Source organism: Paenibacillus polymyxa, assembly GCF_001719045.1.
Lineage (GTDB): Bacteria > Bacillota > Bacilli > Paenibacillales > Paenibacillaceae > Paenibacillus > Paenibacillus polymyxa_B.
The window spans coordinates 3507519-3523247 of sequence record NZ_CP015423.1 but is presented as its reverse complement, the minus strand read 5'-3'; the positions used below and the strand labels follow the sequence as shown (position 1 = coordinate 3523247).

The 15729-nt window shown below is 43.8% G+C and carries 10 protein-coding genes; 3 read left to right on the top strand and 7 right to left on the bottom strand.

Annotated features, from left to right (window positions below; translation table 11 throughout):
• Window positions 1–86: 86 nt before the first annotated feature.
• The 3 genes from AOU00_RS15745 to AOU00_RS15735 all read right to left on the bottom strand — a co-directional run bounded on the left by AOU00_RS15745 (window position 87) and on the right by AOU00_RS15735 (window position 4003).
• Entirely contained in the window at window positions 87–2441 is a 2355-nt protein-coding gene (locus tag AOU00_RS15745) for a glycoside hydrolase family 2 TIM barrel-domain containing protein (RefSeq protein ID WP_069291025.1), read from the bottom strand.
• Between the two features lie 79 nt (window positions 2442–2520).
• On the bottom strand, window positions 2521–3315 hold the full coding sequence (locus AOU00_RS15740) for a Nif3-like dinuclear metal center hexameric protein (RefSeq protein WP_069291024.1): 795 nt from the start codon (window positions 3313–3315) through the stop codon (window positions 2521–2523).
• 121 nt (window positions 3316–3436) lie between these two features.
• A complete protein-coding gene (locus tag AOU00_RS15735) occupies window positions 3437–4003 on the bottom strand; it encodes a 5' nucleotidase, NT5C type (protein WP_069291023.1) in 567 nt (188 codons plus the stop codon).
• Between the two features lie 498 nt (window positions 4004–4501).
• On the opposite strand from AOU00_RS15735, the gene AOU00_RS15730 reads away from it, so the two are divergent.
• Window positions 4502–5485 carry a glycoside hydrolase family 5 protein gene (locus tag AOU00_RS15730; protein WP_069291022.1) on the top strand — a complete coding sequence of 328 codons (984 nt, stop codon included), beginning with the start codon at window positions 4502–4504 and terminating at the stop codon, window positions 5483–5485.
• A gap of 96 nt (window positions 5486–5581) precedes the next feature.
• Here AOU00_RS15730 and AOU00_RS15725 read toward each other — a convergent pair whose 3' ends face one another.
• From AOU00_RS15725 to AOU00_RS15715, 3 genes are read right to left on the bottom strand one after another with little or no spacing between them, the layout of a single operon-like run.
• Window positions 5582–7939 carry a beta-galactosidase gene (locus tag AOU00_RS15725; RefSeq protein ID WP_069291021.1) on the bottom strand — a complete coding sequence of 786 codons (2358 nt, stop codon included), beginning with the start codon at window positions 7937–7939 and terminating at the stop codon, window positions 5582–5584.
• 21 nt (window positions 7940–7960) lie between these two features.
• Window positions 7961–9247: a cellulase-like family protein gene (locus tag AOU00_RS15720; RefSeq protein WP_069291020.1), complete on the bottom strand. Its 1287-nt coding sequence runs from the start codon at window positions 9245–9247 to the stop codon at window positions 7961–7963.
• Entirely contained in the window at window positions 9240–12596 is a 3357-nt protein-coding gene (locus AOU00_RS15715) for a DUF5107 domain-containing protein (RefSeq protein WP_069291019.1), read from the bottom strand. Before AOU00_RS15715 ends, AOU00_RS15720 begins: the two co-directional genes overlap by 8 nt.
• A 136-nt stretch (window positions 12597–12732) precedes the next feature.
• Between AOU00_RS15715 and AOU00_RS15710 the strand changes: the two genes are divergently transcribed.
• Window positions 12733–13614, top strand: coding sequence for an AraC family transcriptional regulator (locus AOU00_RS15710; RefSeq protein WP_069291018.1), 882 nt, complete (start codon window positions 12733–12735; stop codon window positions 13612–13614).
• 115 nt (window positions 13615–13729) lie between these two features.
• Window positions 13730–14704 (top strand): bile acid:sodium symporter family protein, encoded by a 975-nt coding sequence (locus AOU00_RS15705; protein WP_069291017.1) that lies wholly within the window; start codon window positions 13730–13732, stop codon window positions 14702–14704.
• A 265-nt stretch (window positions 14705–14969) separates the two neighbouring features.
• On the opposite strand, the gene AOU00_RS15700 is transcribed toward AOU00_RS15705, so the two are convergent.
• Window positions 14970–15374, bottom strand: coding sequence for a MarR family winged helix-turn-helix transcriptional regulator (locus tag AOU00_RS15700; RefSeq protein ID WP_420488429.1), 405 nt, complete (start codon window positions 15372–15374; stop codon window positions 14970–14972).
• Window positions 15375–15729: the final 355 nt, after the last annotated feature.

The window sequence follows — 15729 nt, the reverse complement described above, 5'->3', positions numbered from 1 at the left end:
TGAGCAGGTAAAGCATGAGCACTCATCACCTATTCAGACCTTTTAATTAAACTATACGAGCTTTATACTGAATCAACCTTGAATTATCATTTGCGTTCTTGTTCTATTTTCAGTCTGGTTTCTCCCAGCAACCCTCCATCTGCTGACGCTTGAAGCAACAACTCACCAGCCACATAACCGGACTGTACAACAACGAGACACCTTCCTCTGTGTGTTCGTCTCTCATTCCCCTTGAAGGATTCATCGCTGGTGAGATCACCATTGTCTATTCCAAGGATACGACCATCACCCTGTAGTTTAAAGGTTACATCAAAATCCTGGTTAGGTACAATGATCCCGTTTTGGTCTATGACGGTTACTTCCACATGAGATATCTCATGCCCATCAGCAGGTAGGATTACCCGATCAGCCTCCAACTTTAGAGCATAAGGAAGTCCGGCAGTGGTTAATTCATGCTCACAAACCTTATTGTTTCCATTACGACCCACAGCCCGGATTTCGCCCGGTGTATAGGGAAGCTCCCATACGATCAAATGATTAGGATAATCCACCAACTTCCTCTCACCGTATGATTCATCATTCACGATCAATTCCACGCTCTCACAATTGGTGAAGGTAACCAACCGTATTAATTTTCCAGCGTATTCAGGAAATGTCCAGTGATCTTCCATGGCCGGAGATCTCCAGTGCATCGTCCATGTCGGATTAAATTCCGATTTCATATGTTCGTTAAATACGGCTATGTGCACAACAGGCTGATTAGACCATAAACTTTGTTGGAGATAAGATACTGGTTTGCGGAATCCGCAAGTATCAATCAGGCCCGAAGACCACCCTTTGGAGGGATAGCTCGTTTCTCCCAAATAGTCAATTCCACTCCAAACAAATTGACCGATCACATAATCATGATTAGCGACATCAAACCAGGGATTCATAGGCAAATAACCTTTAACCCGGTTATCCTTACCCCGATAGTATGGGAATGTTTCTGTTCCAAGGATAAGCGTATCCGGCATGGCCGCCCTATAGTGCTCATACCACTGCTCCTGATAGTTTAACCCTAGAACATCCACTCGTTGTGCCAGCTGTTTGGTATGCTCCACTTTGGCCTCAATCGAACCCTCACGCAAGCTGATCGGTGTATTATGCGGCTCAAGCGCACATGTAACCGGTCGGGTTGGGTCTTTTTCATGGCAGAAATCCACGAGCTGCTCCAACATTTTTAGCATGGATGGCTGACCTTGGTTTTCCACTTCATTCCCAACGCTCCACATGAAAACACTGGGATGGTTCCTGTCTCTGAGCAACATTGCTTCCAGATCTTTTTCCCACCACTCCTCATATAAATGCTCATAGAAAAGAGATTTCCATTTGTCAAAAGCCTCATCAACCACCAAGAACCCCATCTGATCACATAAATCTAATAATTCGGGCGCCATCGGGTTATGAGCAAAACGGATCGAGTTACAGCCCATTTCCTTCAGCTTTTGAAGCCTTCTTTTCATAGCTGTATCATGGTAAGCAACCCCCAGACAGCCTAAATCCTGGTGAATGCACACTCCCTTTAGCTTTAAGCTGTGCCCATTCAGCAATAAACCTTTTTGGGTGTCCAGCTTCACTTCTCTTATGCCAAAAGGGGTACAATAACGATCCACCTCTGTATTGTCACAATAAATTGTCGTTTGGGCTTCGTAGAGCACTGGGTTGTCCGGTGACCATAGTTCTGGTTCTAAAACTCGCGTTTTTTGCTCTATTTCCCCCGTTTCACAGCTCGAAAGAGTGACTCGGTTTTCAACTTTTCCTTTGATCTGTCCCTGTGGGTCCAGCATTTCAGTCATAATCGTACACTCTACGGCATGCGCGTGATGATTAGTGACCTGGATTCTGGTAGTCACCTTGGCTTCATCTGGCGAAATTTCAGGTGTGGTAATGTAAGTCCCCCATTCGGTTATATGAATATAATCCGTACAAATCAGCCAGACATTACGATAAATACCGGCCCCCGAATACCATCTGTCAGGTGAAAGAATCGTATTGTCCACTTTGACGGCAATCACATTCTCCTCATCCCACCGAATATATGGAGTCAAATCATATTGAAAGCTAACATATCCATAGGGCCGCTTGCCCACAAAATGTCCATTGATCCAAACCTCACTGTTACTGTGAATGCCATCAAATTGTATGTATACGCGCTGTTTTGGAGAGGAGGGCTTCACATTAAAGTGCTTTCTGTACCATCCGACAGACCATCTCGGCAAATAAGCTTGATTGCCACCATACAGCATATGTGGATCAAAGGACTTCTCAATGCTCCAATCATGAGGGACCTGAAGGAGTCGCCAATGCTCATCGTTGTAGTCCATTTTCTCAGCACCTGCGTAATTACCCTCTATAAACTTCCAGTCCGTTTTGAACGGCATAATCACTCTGCTTCCCATCATCTTGCCTCCATTTCATAAAGTGGATGAACGGATATAACAGCAGTGCTGGATGACCATCACAAAAGACGTGTTCTCATTACAATATTTGAAACACCGGGCGATCTTCAATAAAGTGTACCGGGAGCATTGGAAATTGAGCGGAAAGTACATCTGCGAGATACTTCATCCCAGGTGCTTCACTTTCAGCATGTCCCAGCATGATAAGTGCTTTACTTTGACCTTGATAGACAGCATCTTTAACATATTCTGGTGTTTCCCATTCTGGGCCTTCACCGGCAATGACTAAATCTACATTTTCATTTAGAAATAATGGAATGGCTAGATCACCACCTCCCCTGTATCCTACTGAGATTCCCACTCGTTCACATGGCATGGAAACCTCACCAGCCACCCGTACATAACGAATATGTAGTTTAGCTTTGATATATTCAGCGATCTCCTTAACCTCCATAACCGGAATAGTCAAAATGGCGGCCGTCGGCTGCTGCTTCACAATGTAGTTGTGCCAGCCAAGCGCCTGAAGAAGCCCAACCATCACTCCATCCGGTTGATAACGATGTATGGCGTCATGAAACCGATAAATGCCTATACCTGCATCGGCAATGATGCGAGATTTTTGCAAAAAAACAGGATCATGTAGTAAACATTCATGCATCCTCTGATGACTATAAAAGATGCCTTCATGCGCAATGATAAAATTTGCACCTAGAGAAATAGCTTGTTCTATCACATACTGCGAAGCGGAGAAAGCGGTTACAATTCCCTGTACCTCAGTATCTATAAATCCTGGTTCCAGCAGATCTACGGTGGTGTTGGGTATGCTTATTCCCTTGGTCAGATGATTCACAATCTGACCCATAGTCATGGTCATACACGTTCCCTCCTCATGGATAAGGTATATCAATTGTACCATTTTATTTCAATCATAGGTGCTGTTCTTTCTAGCAAAACAGCCAGTTCCAAAGGAGCCAGCTGTTTTACGAATGGTTCTATTATTTGTACAGAACCCCTAAAATGGAGTCGATTCGTTCTTTTGCCCCTTGCCAGGATGTCATGACGGGGAACTCATATTGCTCTCTTGCTCTCAGATTCCATGGATGAGGAATGCAAAGCACCTTTTTCCCCGCCTCTAGCGCAGGCACTAAATTATGAGGACCATCATCAATCAGGAGATCATAGTTAATCAGGTTTTTTCGTTTACATGGGAAAAAGTTCTCAATCGGAATGAATGGCATATGTCTTTGAAGCCAGTTCCATTTCTCTACGACGGTCTTGGGTTCTGCCGCTGTCACAATAATGACATCAAAAGCATTGCAAAGCTTTTCCATTTCTTCTACAACATACTCGTCAAATAGTTCAAGTTCCTCAAACAAACCCGGTCGTCCATAAAATACATCAAGCGTGCTCTTTGGATGACGTAGATGATCGGTGTTCCAATCTAACATTTCTTCATACCGAAGCGGATGAGTGGGAAATTCACTATTGTTATGGTATATGGCTCGTTTGACGAGATGACAGATGGTATCGTCCATATCGACTGCAATGATTGGTTTTCTCATCAGCTTGCCCCTATTCACTCTGGTAAAATTTTTCATAAGAATATCATACTATAATTTAATATCGTGGTGAAGCTTAGGTATTGCTTCCGATAGATCTCACCTTTGTTCAAGATAATCAGCCAAGCAGAACGTTAGGTTTATCTACATAATCTAGGCACAATAAAGAAAAACTAGTTAGGTTATTTTTATCTTAAAAAAAACTAAATTACAAATAAATATCGAAGGAATACACCTTAATAGAAGCAACGAGCACAATAAAATCATAGAAAAATCACACATAAATAAGTAAACTATGTATCTGCATTTCAAAAGCAAAAAAATAGCTAAAAAAATCAATTGCATAACAAAAACACAAATGATAGAATAACAAAAAAATAACTATCGCCAAAAATGAAAGCGTTTTATATTGTGTTTAGCTTACTGCTGTGTACATACTTACATACCTACTTCTTCTCTATATAGCAGAAAGTTGAATAATATATTTAGGGAGGTAAAAAAATGAAGGTATTGTTAAGAAAAGCATTATTGTCTGGACTCGTCGGTGTGCTTATCATGATTGGTTTGGGGGGATTCTTCTCCAAGGCACAAGCTGCTTCAGGATTTTATGTAAGCGGTACCAAATTGTATGATTCTACAGGCAAGCCGTTTGTTATGAGAGGCGTCAATCATGCTCACAGTTGGTACAAAAACGATCTTTATACAGCTATCCCAGCAATTGCCCAGACAGGTGCTAATACCGTCCGAATTGTCCTTTCTAACGGAAACCAGTACACCAAGGATGACATTAATTCCGTGAAAAATATGATCTCTCTCGTCACGAGTTACAAAATGATTGCTGTGCTTGAAGTTCATGACGCTACGGGCAAAGACGACTACGCGTCTTTGGATGCAGCTGTGAACTACTGGATTAGCATAAAAGATGCTCTGATCGGCAAGGAAAATCGGGTTATCGTAAACATTGCGAACGAATGGTATGGTTCTTGGAATGGAAGTGGTTGGGCTGATGGATACAAGCAAGCGATTCCCAAGTTGAGAAACGCAGGTATCAAAAATACGCTCATCGTCGATTGTGCCGGATGGGGACAATATCCTCAGTCTATCAATGACTTTGGTAAATCTGTATTTGCAGCTGATTCTTTGAAAAATACGGTATTCTCCATCCATATGTATGAGTTCGCGGGTAAAGATGCTCAAACTGTTCGAACCCATATTGATAACGTTCTGAATCAAGGACTTCCGCTGATTATTGGTGAATTTGGCGGTTACCATCAAGGAGCAGATGTCGACGAGACAGAAATCATGAGATACGGACAATCCAAAGGGATAGGCTGGTTAGCCTGGTCCTGGTATGGTAATAGTTCCAACCTTTCCTACCTTGATCTTGTAACAGGACCTAATGGCAATCTGACGGATTGGGGAAAAACTGTAGTTAACGGAAGCAACGGGATCAAACAAACATCAAAAAAAGCCGGTATCTACTAAAAACACATTAAGAAAATAAAAAAGACTCATGTATTCACTGGCTCCTTACTTTATGTGAAATGAATCTGGAAAAGAATCACCATATAACCTTCTGGGTTATATGGTGATTCTGATTTCATATACAGGCACAAGGTTAACCGAACCGATATCTACGATACGTTCCTTTGTCGCCTCGTTCCAGCCCGCCATAGTCGTATTGCTGTTGAGAACCTTACCCTTTCGAATGGGGGAAATATACACGTACAACCCTTGCTCGATGAGCCGATGTTCAAATGCTTTCAAACCTATTTCCCAGGTCGTATGGTTGCAGAAATTATCATTGATCAGTTCACCATCCATAAAAGCATAACCGATATCTCCAGTATAATCGATACGCAGCAGAGCTTCCTTGATTCCATGAAACGCATCTGTTTCGAAATCAATAGTAAATTTATCTTTATTTACCCTTTTCAAATTGAAATGGATTTCTTTCTTAGGAGCCTTTAAACGATACGTTTTGAATAATTCACTTTCTGTTATTTCAAGCAGTTCTCCACCGGAAATAGATGTGAATGAGGCGTCAAAATCCGGGAATACACTCAGGGTTACCATTTCTTGGCCCGTTGATTCCAGCCTTAGATCGCCTTCAGATACAAGTAGATTGGCATTTGTCAAAATGACTCTATTTCGGCCTTGCATGTTTACCTTCCAAAATGTAAGACTTTGCTCATCAGTCATCGTGTAGATGGCAACTTTTTTGCCACTTTCAGATACCAGATGGATGAGACTATCCTCCTCTTCAGCAACCTTAATGATCGTGTTCCCATCGAATTGCTCTATCGAACCTTTGTCGATTGTGGCACTGATGATATCTTGTGACTCCATTGCATACGTTCCTTTCATGCCCTCTGGTACAAAGAAAAAATAATATACTTCTCCATCTTCTTCTATCCTTGTTATCAGCTGTGCCGTAGCATATTTAAGCATTATTCCATCTAAATTGAAGTTAAATGGCAATATGGCGAAGCTATCACGTCCTAACGTCAGATCACCTTGACTAGGAATTACAATCGTTTCCTCAGGCAGCTCAATGCTCACATTAAAATCGCACAGGTCGTCATTTTCGACATGGTCTTGGAAATTATTTAGAAATAGGTACCCCGATCCGGCACTGGATCGCACTGCATATCGTAACGTTTCCACATCATAAGGGTCCATCTGGGACGTATCCCCTGGCAGAATAGTCTTTGTTAGAGAGAATTGCTTTTGGAACGTTGAAAAAAAGTAATGCTGCAGCTTTGTTCTTTGGTATGACTCCCTTACTTGACCGAATTCGCCGATCATGGCGTTGAAATCATAGGATATTTTGGGTGTAGCTAGATCATTTGTATATGGGTTAACCTGACCTCGAGGATTGGAACCCCCATGATACATGTAGTATCCGATCAGGTTACAGCCTTCTGCAACCTTCATGACAGTCATCGCTGGAACACTACGGTAGGGAAAGGCGAACCGATATTTATAAAACTGAACCATGCCGCCACCCATTTCACAGCAAGCGTACGGATAATCTTCAGGGGCATATTGAGGCTCAAAATTGTAGCTCTTTGGAATCTTGTTATTATGCTTGTCTCGGAAAATGTATTCCGGTGTCGCAGGATGCTCGTTCATCCCTTCCAAACGCCCCTCTTCGTAGTAGATCCATGGCCAATAGGCATACCCGCCCCATAATGGCAGCATATCAGGGACAGGAGTTGTGGCTCCTCCCCATCCTGTGCACGTATAGATCGGAGTATCAATCCCCGCTTCCAGAGCTATTTCTTTAAGTTTAAACATATGCGAGTTACCGTCACTTCCGCTGTTTAACCACATATCATTAATTCCTACAGTCAACGCCCACTGGGCAGATGAATGATGATGTTCGTTTTCGATTTGGGTGCCGATAATCGGCCCCCCTTCCTTATATAGCAGCCCTTTAACCTGGGCACCGATTTCGTTATACAATCTTCTCGTATAGAACAGATACCCCTCATCATTAGAACGAACCTTAAATGGTCGACCAAATAACCAATCCGGCATACCACCGTTTCGAATTTCCCCATGATTGAAGGGTCCGATCCGAATAATGGAGTATACGTGATGTTTGCCGCACAACTCGATGAAACGACGAAGATTCTTGTTCCCACTCCAATTAAAAATACCTTCAACTTCTTCATGTAGGTTCCAAAAAATATAAGTGGCAATGATGTTTACGCCGCCCATTTTTATTTTAATGATTTCGTCTTCCCAATAGCGTTCATCATAACGGGCATAATGGAATTCACCACAAATACCGAAAAAGGGCTCTCCGTCCTTCTCCAAAAAATAGTTGGTGAATCCGATTTCCTCTCCTTTTGGATTGGTGCCGCCAAGTTTGATATGTCCCTTAACAATTCGCTTTTGATCGTCTTTGACTGTAACCCGATAGGTTCTCATGGAGTTCACACCCCTCACTCGTTAATCTGAATTCAGGATAAATTGATTCCACTTGCTCTGCCAAGCGATATCATTCCAGAATGGATGATGGGGAGCACAGTTAGAGCAGAGGGTCATTCCCCAGAACCCAAGTGCCATTCCTTTTCGCAACACATATTCAGCGATAAATTTACCGACTGGGCCTTCTTCAAATTGGGCATACAGCGGCGTGTAGCCTACATAACCTTCTCCTATGACAATTGGAATGCCGGAATGACGTGTCCATTCATGAATCTCTTCCAATCGGGAATCGGCCTTCTGCAACATGGCAATTTTATGGTCTCCATACCGATCGTACAAAAATAAATCCCATTGATCGGGATCTACCCAGTCGTGCAAATAAATAAGCCTCATCCCGACTGGATTGCCTTCCATCCGCCAATTCTCCTCCAGAGGCAGGGTCCACTCTGCAAATGGAGGAGCGTCTTCTCTTAATAGGGATTGTACGAATGGATTGGGGAACGGCGCCAACTCATCATAAAGCCCTGCCGCTTCCATAAGCTCATTGAGCACTCCTTTAATATAAAGATGAAAATGGGCAACCTGCATATTGCGCGCGACGTAAGCTTTAGGGTAGGCTTCATTTAACGTATAACTGGCGGTCATCATGATATCGGGATGACATTGGCGGAGATATCCAACTGCTTCTTCTACGTAGGGCTGCATGGCTTCAATAAGCGCTGGTACATTTGTTTCGGCTATGCCTTCAGACGTTCCGACGGCGTTTAACTGCCCAAATTCCACTTCGTTATGCAGCTCTGTATAGATAATCTGGTTCCTATAACCTTCTGCTGTGACGAAACGGATCAACTGATCCATTGATTTTGCAATGGCCATGAATCTCTCCTTAGGGGGAATTGCAGCTAATTCATCTCTAAGCCCAGCATGAGCCAGAAAGCTGGGACTCTGCTGATATTCCCAAGAGGATAACATAATGTAACAGTTATGAGCCTTAGCTTGTTTAAACAGTTCAAGTAAATGAGCATGCCCGTCCAGCACTGCGCCGCCACGACAGTTATACCAACGCGTACGCTGGCCTACTTCCCCAAGGTTAGCAAACTCCAAGGGGCCGGGGCGTTTGCCATCCGCTGTAAACAACATGAATGGCATAGCACATATTCGGATCGTATTGTACCCTCTTTCGACCGCTTCTTTAAAACGGGCTTCAAGATCGCTGTAGGGCTCACCTTCCTGTGTCATTGTATACCAGGAGAAGTCCCACATGGTGATCGTCAATTTGCGCGGTAACTTTCTCACGAGATTATTCATTTGATTTCCCCTCCCAGTCCCAGTCCATATGGTTCAATGCTCCTTGATGGTTAGCTTCCAGCTTAAGCACCGATTCAAAATACAAGATAGCTTCGTCCTGTCGCCCTAATCCAAGCAAACCAAGTGCTTTCATATAAGTACAATGAACCTGATTACGAATATTCAGGTCATCTTCAAAGATGAGAAAGTCGGGTAACGAGACCGCGAAATAATCCATTTTCACGGGTTCAAATAAGTGTCTTTCGGCGTAATCAATGAGCTTGTTGAATCGACGCATGCCTTCCTTCGCATAGCCAAGTTTCTGCCAGGCCAATCCTTGGTAAAATATCATATCCGGCTGCTGATCGTTATAATACATGGCGTTAATGGGTTCCCCCAGTCCTTGAGAGGCCGTGGAAAAGGCCTGCCTTGCCTCATCTGTTAATTTCAATAGCTCATACGCACAGCCCAAATAATAGTAAATATCGTTATCTTGGGAACCCTCTAGCTTACCTTCGCCAAGATTCTCTGGATACACTAAAGCCTCCCGCAGCCCTTTTACAGCCTGTTCAATCCGTCCAGACCTCAGGTCGGACTTGGCAAGCTCTACCTTGGCAAGCCTATACTGTCCAGTTACCTTCCCCTCTCCGCCTTCCCATGGATGAAATATTCTCCCTGTCAGCAAGGACAACGCTACCTTATGCTGCTTCAGCGTATTGTGAACGGTTACATATTCCAAAAACAGATCATCGCGAAGCTTTATGATTCCCGGATAACTCTCCATTAGGTTCAATCTGTCGTTGGGCTTGATGTTCAGCTTCTTATACAGCTGGTCAAGCTCATAAAGAACACGCGCGTCTGAAGTATTGCACGTAAAGGCCTGCTCTAACGAATGGCGAGCCTTCTCTACTTGGCCTTGTTTGTTAAAATATCCAAGAGCAAGATTACGGTGAACAACGGGGTAAGTATCGTCAATGGAACGAGACGTTTCCCAGCTGGAAATGGCATCCAGATGCCGTTTCTTATCATAGAGTAAATTACCTAAGTAATAATGCGCCTTTCCATCCCCCGGTCTCGTTCGAATTGCAAATTGTAACACATCCAATTCAAACAGACTGTTAGGAAAGCAGTAGTCGGGTACTGCATCTGCGGCCTGGGCGAGAGCATTGTTCACCTGCTCATGCTTGCCGATTTTAGCATAGCAGAAGGCCTGAACGTAATACAGCATAGGGTATGTTTGTGCCTGCTCTGGAGCTTCTTCCAGCACACATGCTGCATCCTCATAGAGTCCCGCCGCCGCGTAGTCCGATGCTACCGCTATATAATTATGCACATCTCCACGCATCCATTTTTCCAGCTCTTCGAGGACCGTTTTAGCATCATCTCGTAACTCGAGAGCCTCTAATGATAATGCTTGCTCACGGTAAGCTCCAAAATCGGCGATATCGAGCTTCATCGTTTCCTTGGAGAAGGCTATTGCCGCTTCGTAGCTGCCGAGCTTACGAAGAATAGCCGACTTCAGGTTGCGTGCTTTGTAATTGTGAGCATTGCGGATGATTGAACGCTCCACGAGCTCCAATGCTTCTTCATAGTTCCCTTGTTCTGTCGCAATCTGTGCCAGTGAGAAATATCCGCTGTCTTGCCATGCCGCACTCCATGCTGATTTATAAAATGCAGCGAACGCCTCATCCAACCGCTCTTGGTGTTTTAGCGACAAACCAAGCTGGTAGTAGGCCTCACCGTCATAGGGATTAGAGTTACGCCAGGTTACCCGCGAGATGGCTTTACAAAAGCACTCTTCACTTTCTGAATACAACCCTCTACGAAGAAGCAACGTACCATATGCCACATTTATGCGGCTGTCATTTTTATCTCTTTTCAGGCCCTCAAGATAGTACGCCTCGGGTTCAAAGGTAGCATGACGGTATTGCTCCAAGTGTTGTCCTGCTAAATACAATTCTTCGTTCGTTCTTAATTCCTCCGGTTCTGGCAGGGGGGCTGCGGCAGCCGGCATCTGTTCAACGTCCTTTTTTTTCGGCTGGTAGCTAATCAGCTCCCTTCCGGTCGCGTCTTTGACGGTTAAGCATAGTTCATAATCCCCATCCTCAGCCAAAATAACTGTCTTCTGTATAAAGGCCTTATTAGGTGTCAGATCTAAGGTTTCTTTAATATAAACTTTCCGCTGACTACTTAATTCCACAACAGCCTCACGAAATGAGGAAGTTACATAGACTCCAATCTGTGCTGTCCCTTCCCTGCAATTTAATTCCAGATTAACGGCTACGTCAATTGAAGCGTTTTTGACCATACCAATATGTTTGTAAGGCATAAAATACTGCGAGAACGATTTTTCTTCATACGGCTGAAGCCAAGTGAAATCTGGTTGGTTATCGGTATATACCCCCGTCATCAACTCGATGTAGGGACCATCTTCGTCTGTTAGATTCCGGTCCCATGCTTGGCCGAATTCGCCATTTCCCCATGTCCATTGCTTTTTTCCGGGAGAGATGTGATGGTTAGCCACATGCAAAAGCCCCGCTTGTTTCATATGGTCGTAACCACCTATGAAATTGTAATCCGATTTATAGGCCATATATGAAGTGGGGACAGGAATATTTTTATATCGGGAGATATCTACACCTTCAGAATAATCCATTTTATAATAGGTGCCTGTAGCGATCGGGAAACGGGATACATCTCGCTTTCCATGGTCGAACACGGCTGATACGTCTGGAGGAAAAACAGATTGTGTGTGCTCATGTACCGCTACGGCTGGATTGGCCCACCATAGAAACGTTTGAGGCTCGTCAGTCCGGTTGTATAGCTGGGCCTCAACTTTAAGGTATGCTTTATCCGGTTGTAGTGTAAAACCAGCTGTTACTTTCGTACCGAACATACGATCAATTTCGCTCACCCATACCGTTGCGCTTCCGTCGTCATGTTCTTCCAACTTGTATTCAACGGGTCCATAAGTGTTGGGACGGTGATGCTGTGGCCAGTTAAACTCAATCCCTCCAGATATCCACGGCCCCAATAAGCCCACAAGCGCTGGTTTGATGACCCTGTTATAATATACAAAATCGTAACCGTTGGTCTTGTCGACCGCACGATAAATGCGGCCTCCCAGCTCTGGCATGATCTCAATGCGCAAATATTTATTTTCCAGAAAAACCATTTGGTAATTTTCAAGTTTCTTCTCATCCTCAATTTTATCAATTACCGGATGCGGATACACTCGACCGGAGCTTCCCTGGTAGACACGTTTCTCCAGAAACATTGGATTTTTGTCAGGTTTGCCAATTCCATACGTAGAGATCTGCACAGTTTCCTCCCACACGCGTGCCTTAGCATCGAAAATGCTCAATTCCATCACTCCCTCATAGTCGCTCTTATATTCAGAGCTTACAAGTAAGCGACATTACAGACAATTGACAATCCACTGTTTATGATGGATTATATACGTATTTCATCATTAGAGCCGCCTAAGGCTAGGAGATGGATAGATCATGAATAAGAAAGCTGATGGATTTGAGGGTGAAAAGTTATATGTCCTTCCACCCAATATGCTGGATAAATTAAATTTGAATCCGCTTACAAAAAATCTATATATTACGGATATAGGCTGCTTCAGCCATGCCCGCCATCATTTTCGTGAAAGAATGCACGGATGTGACTCTCATATATTCATCTACTGTGCCAGTGGAAAAGGTTGGATACGAACAAAGGATGGCCTAACGATTGACATGACGGAGCGAAGCTTTGCGTACATTCCCAGGGACATGCCGCATGCTTATGGGGCTGACGATGGAGATCCTTGGACGATTTACTGGTTTCATCTTAAAGGAGACCAAGTTGATGACTTTATGGCATTATTTGAGCCTTTTAAAACGTATATTTCCATGGCCGCCAGTGATGAAGTCAAACTACAGGAGCTATTTCATCAGTGTTACGACCTTTTACTGAATAAATCATACTCCATCATACATTTAGTTCAAGTATCGCAAACTGTCCGTTATCTGCTGAGTTTTGTTGTATCCGTTGCATTTCGCAAGGAAGACAGTACGTACCAGAGTCATGTGGATAAAGCAACACGCTATATGAGTGAACAATTGGAATCCACCGTTTCGCTTGAGGAGCTTAGTCGGCATGTTCAGGTATCCAAGCAGCATCTGAACTTGATATTCAAGCAATCCACCGGCTACTCTCCTGTCGATTACTATTTAAGAATGAAGATACAGAGAGCCAGTCAGCTTTTGGATTTGACGAATGCTTCTATTAAAGAAATTAGCATACAACTCGGTTTTAGGGACCCTTACTACTTCTCCAGACTATTCAAAAAAATAATGGGCTGCTCTCCTTTGGAATACCGAAATAATTTGAAGGGTTGATCTATGTTCATCAGGAGCGTCCAAATTTGCTTCTATCGGGCTACCGCAAGGTCACAGATCATTTACGAATCGGGGGTGCAAGGTCTATACTTAAGGTTAAAAAAGGAAGTTTTGTATGCTCCTCACGTTGAATCGTAGACTAAATGCAGCTATGCCGCTAATTACACCAATCAGCATTCTAATTGGCGTCCTAATCGGTACGCCGTTGTCAGAATATACAGAACTCTCTCCCTGGCTGTTTGCATTCATGACCTTCGCGGGCAGCATCAGTATGGGGTTTAAGGATTTTGTCCATGTGATAAAGCATCCTGGTCCACTGATCGCCTGTCTGTTTATTCTTCACCTGGCTATGCCGCTTCTTGCCATGATGCTGGGGCATCTGGCTTTCAGTAATGATCCTTATACGATCACTGGACTTATTCTTGGTGCGGCTATCCCTACGGGCATTTCCAGCTTCGTGTGGGTCAACATCTATAAAGGCAACACGGCGCTGACATTGGCGATCATTTTAATTGATACGATTTTGGCCCCATTTGCCGTTCCGGGCATCATGTCCCTGCTGATCGGAGCGGATGTGCAGCTCGATACCTGGGCGATGATGCAGAGCCTATTCTGGATGATTGTCGTTCCTTCGCTAATCGGCATGGTGTTGAACGAATGGACTAAAGGGAAGATCAAGCAGGTATGGGGACCTCGGCTGGGCCCGTTCTCCAAGCTGGCTATGGCTCTTGTCGTAATGATTAACGGATCTGTCATCGCGCCTTATCTGGTCGATTTTAATCTCAAGCTTGTCGGAGTATGCCTATCCATAATCGTCCTTGCTTCCACTGGATATGCAATCGGCTATCTGATATCAGGGCTGATGCGGTGGAATAATGCAGACCGTACGGCGCTTGTCTTTAACGGCGGCATGCGCAATATTAGCGCAGGAGCCGTGCTTGCCATCACCTATTTCCCGGCCCCGGTAGCACTGCCTGTTGTACTCGGGATGATTTTCCAGCAATCCACGGCATCTCTGGTCGGATTTCTGCTGAGTCGTCGCGACCGCGGCAATGCCAAGGAAAAGCGCAATACGGCCTCTGTTTCTTAAGCAAAGAGGGCTAGCGTTGGTTCCAGAGGATAAAACTCCTCCTTATAAGGAGGAGTTTTGGAAGGGCGTTTCTATACGTACATGGTTGGAAGTCTGATGAAAACATGCATGCGCAATCATGTAAATGTTCACTTTCCAATCATAACATCTCTATTGAATCGGTAGGGTAATAAACTAAGCCCCTGTAAAGAGCCTTTCGTGGCACAACGTTCAAGCCACATATTACCCTAGGGATACTAAGAACGATATACACAGGTTGCACAGTCTAAAACAGCTTTTGCGTAAGATTTTGAAATTGTGACTTCACTCCATCTTTCTGAAGTTCTGATTGTAACACCTGATTAAAGGTTTGAAGTGCACGCTGGAATTTATTTTCACCAAATTCCGTAATCCGAGTATACACACCTCGTCGATCATCCTCGCATGTATGTCTTTGTAAAGCCCCGCAGTTTTTGGCTTCCATTCTCACTACGAGTCTCGATGTCGCACTTTGACTTAATCCCACCAATTCTTGAAGTTGCTGCAGTCGTAATTTTTTTTCCTCGGAATGGGATATAAAACCCAAAACATAAAACTCCTTCAAGGATAAATCATAATTTTGTAGTAGAGCTTGTTCTAACTTATCATTTAAAGTGGAATGGATGTGAGACAAAGACAACCATACATCCAAAAGTTCGTTTTCATGTTGCAAGTTTAGACCACACCATTCTATATTGAAGTATCTCCACTTAGTTTAACCTATTGTAACAAGCTTAAATGGAATGGTCAAAATCCATACAATATTTTAGATATTACAATCCGTCACCACCGAACCAGTATGCAAATGTAGCATAATGATTCTCGTTTAATTGACCCGGTAGTAGTGACAGATTCGTTTATAGAACTCATTGAAGAAGTCCCAGTACACGTCTGTAAAGTCAATGACAATACGGTCGATGGATACCGTTACTCCTTTCATATGTCGTACCCTCCCGATTTTTTTCATGAATTTCAGGCTTAATTAGAGGGCAGGTGGCTAGCCTTAT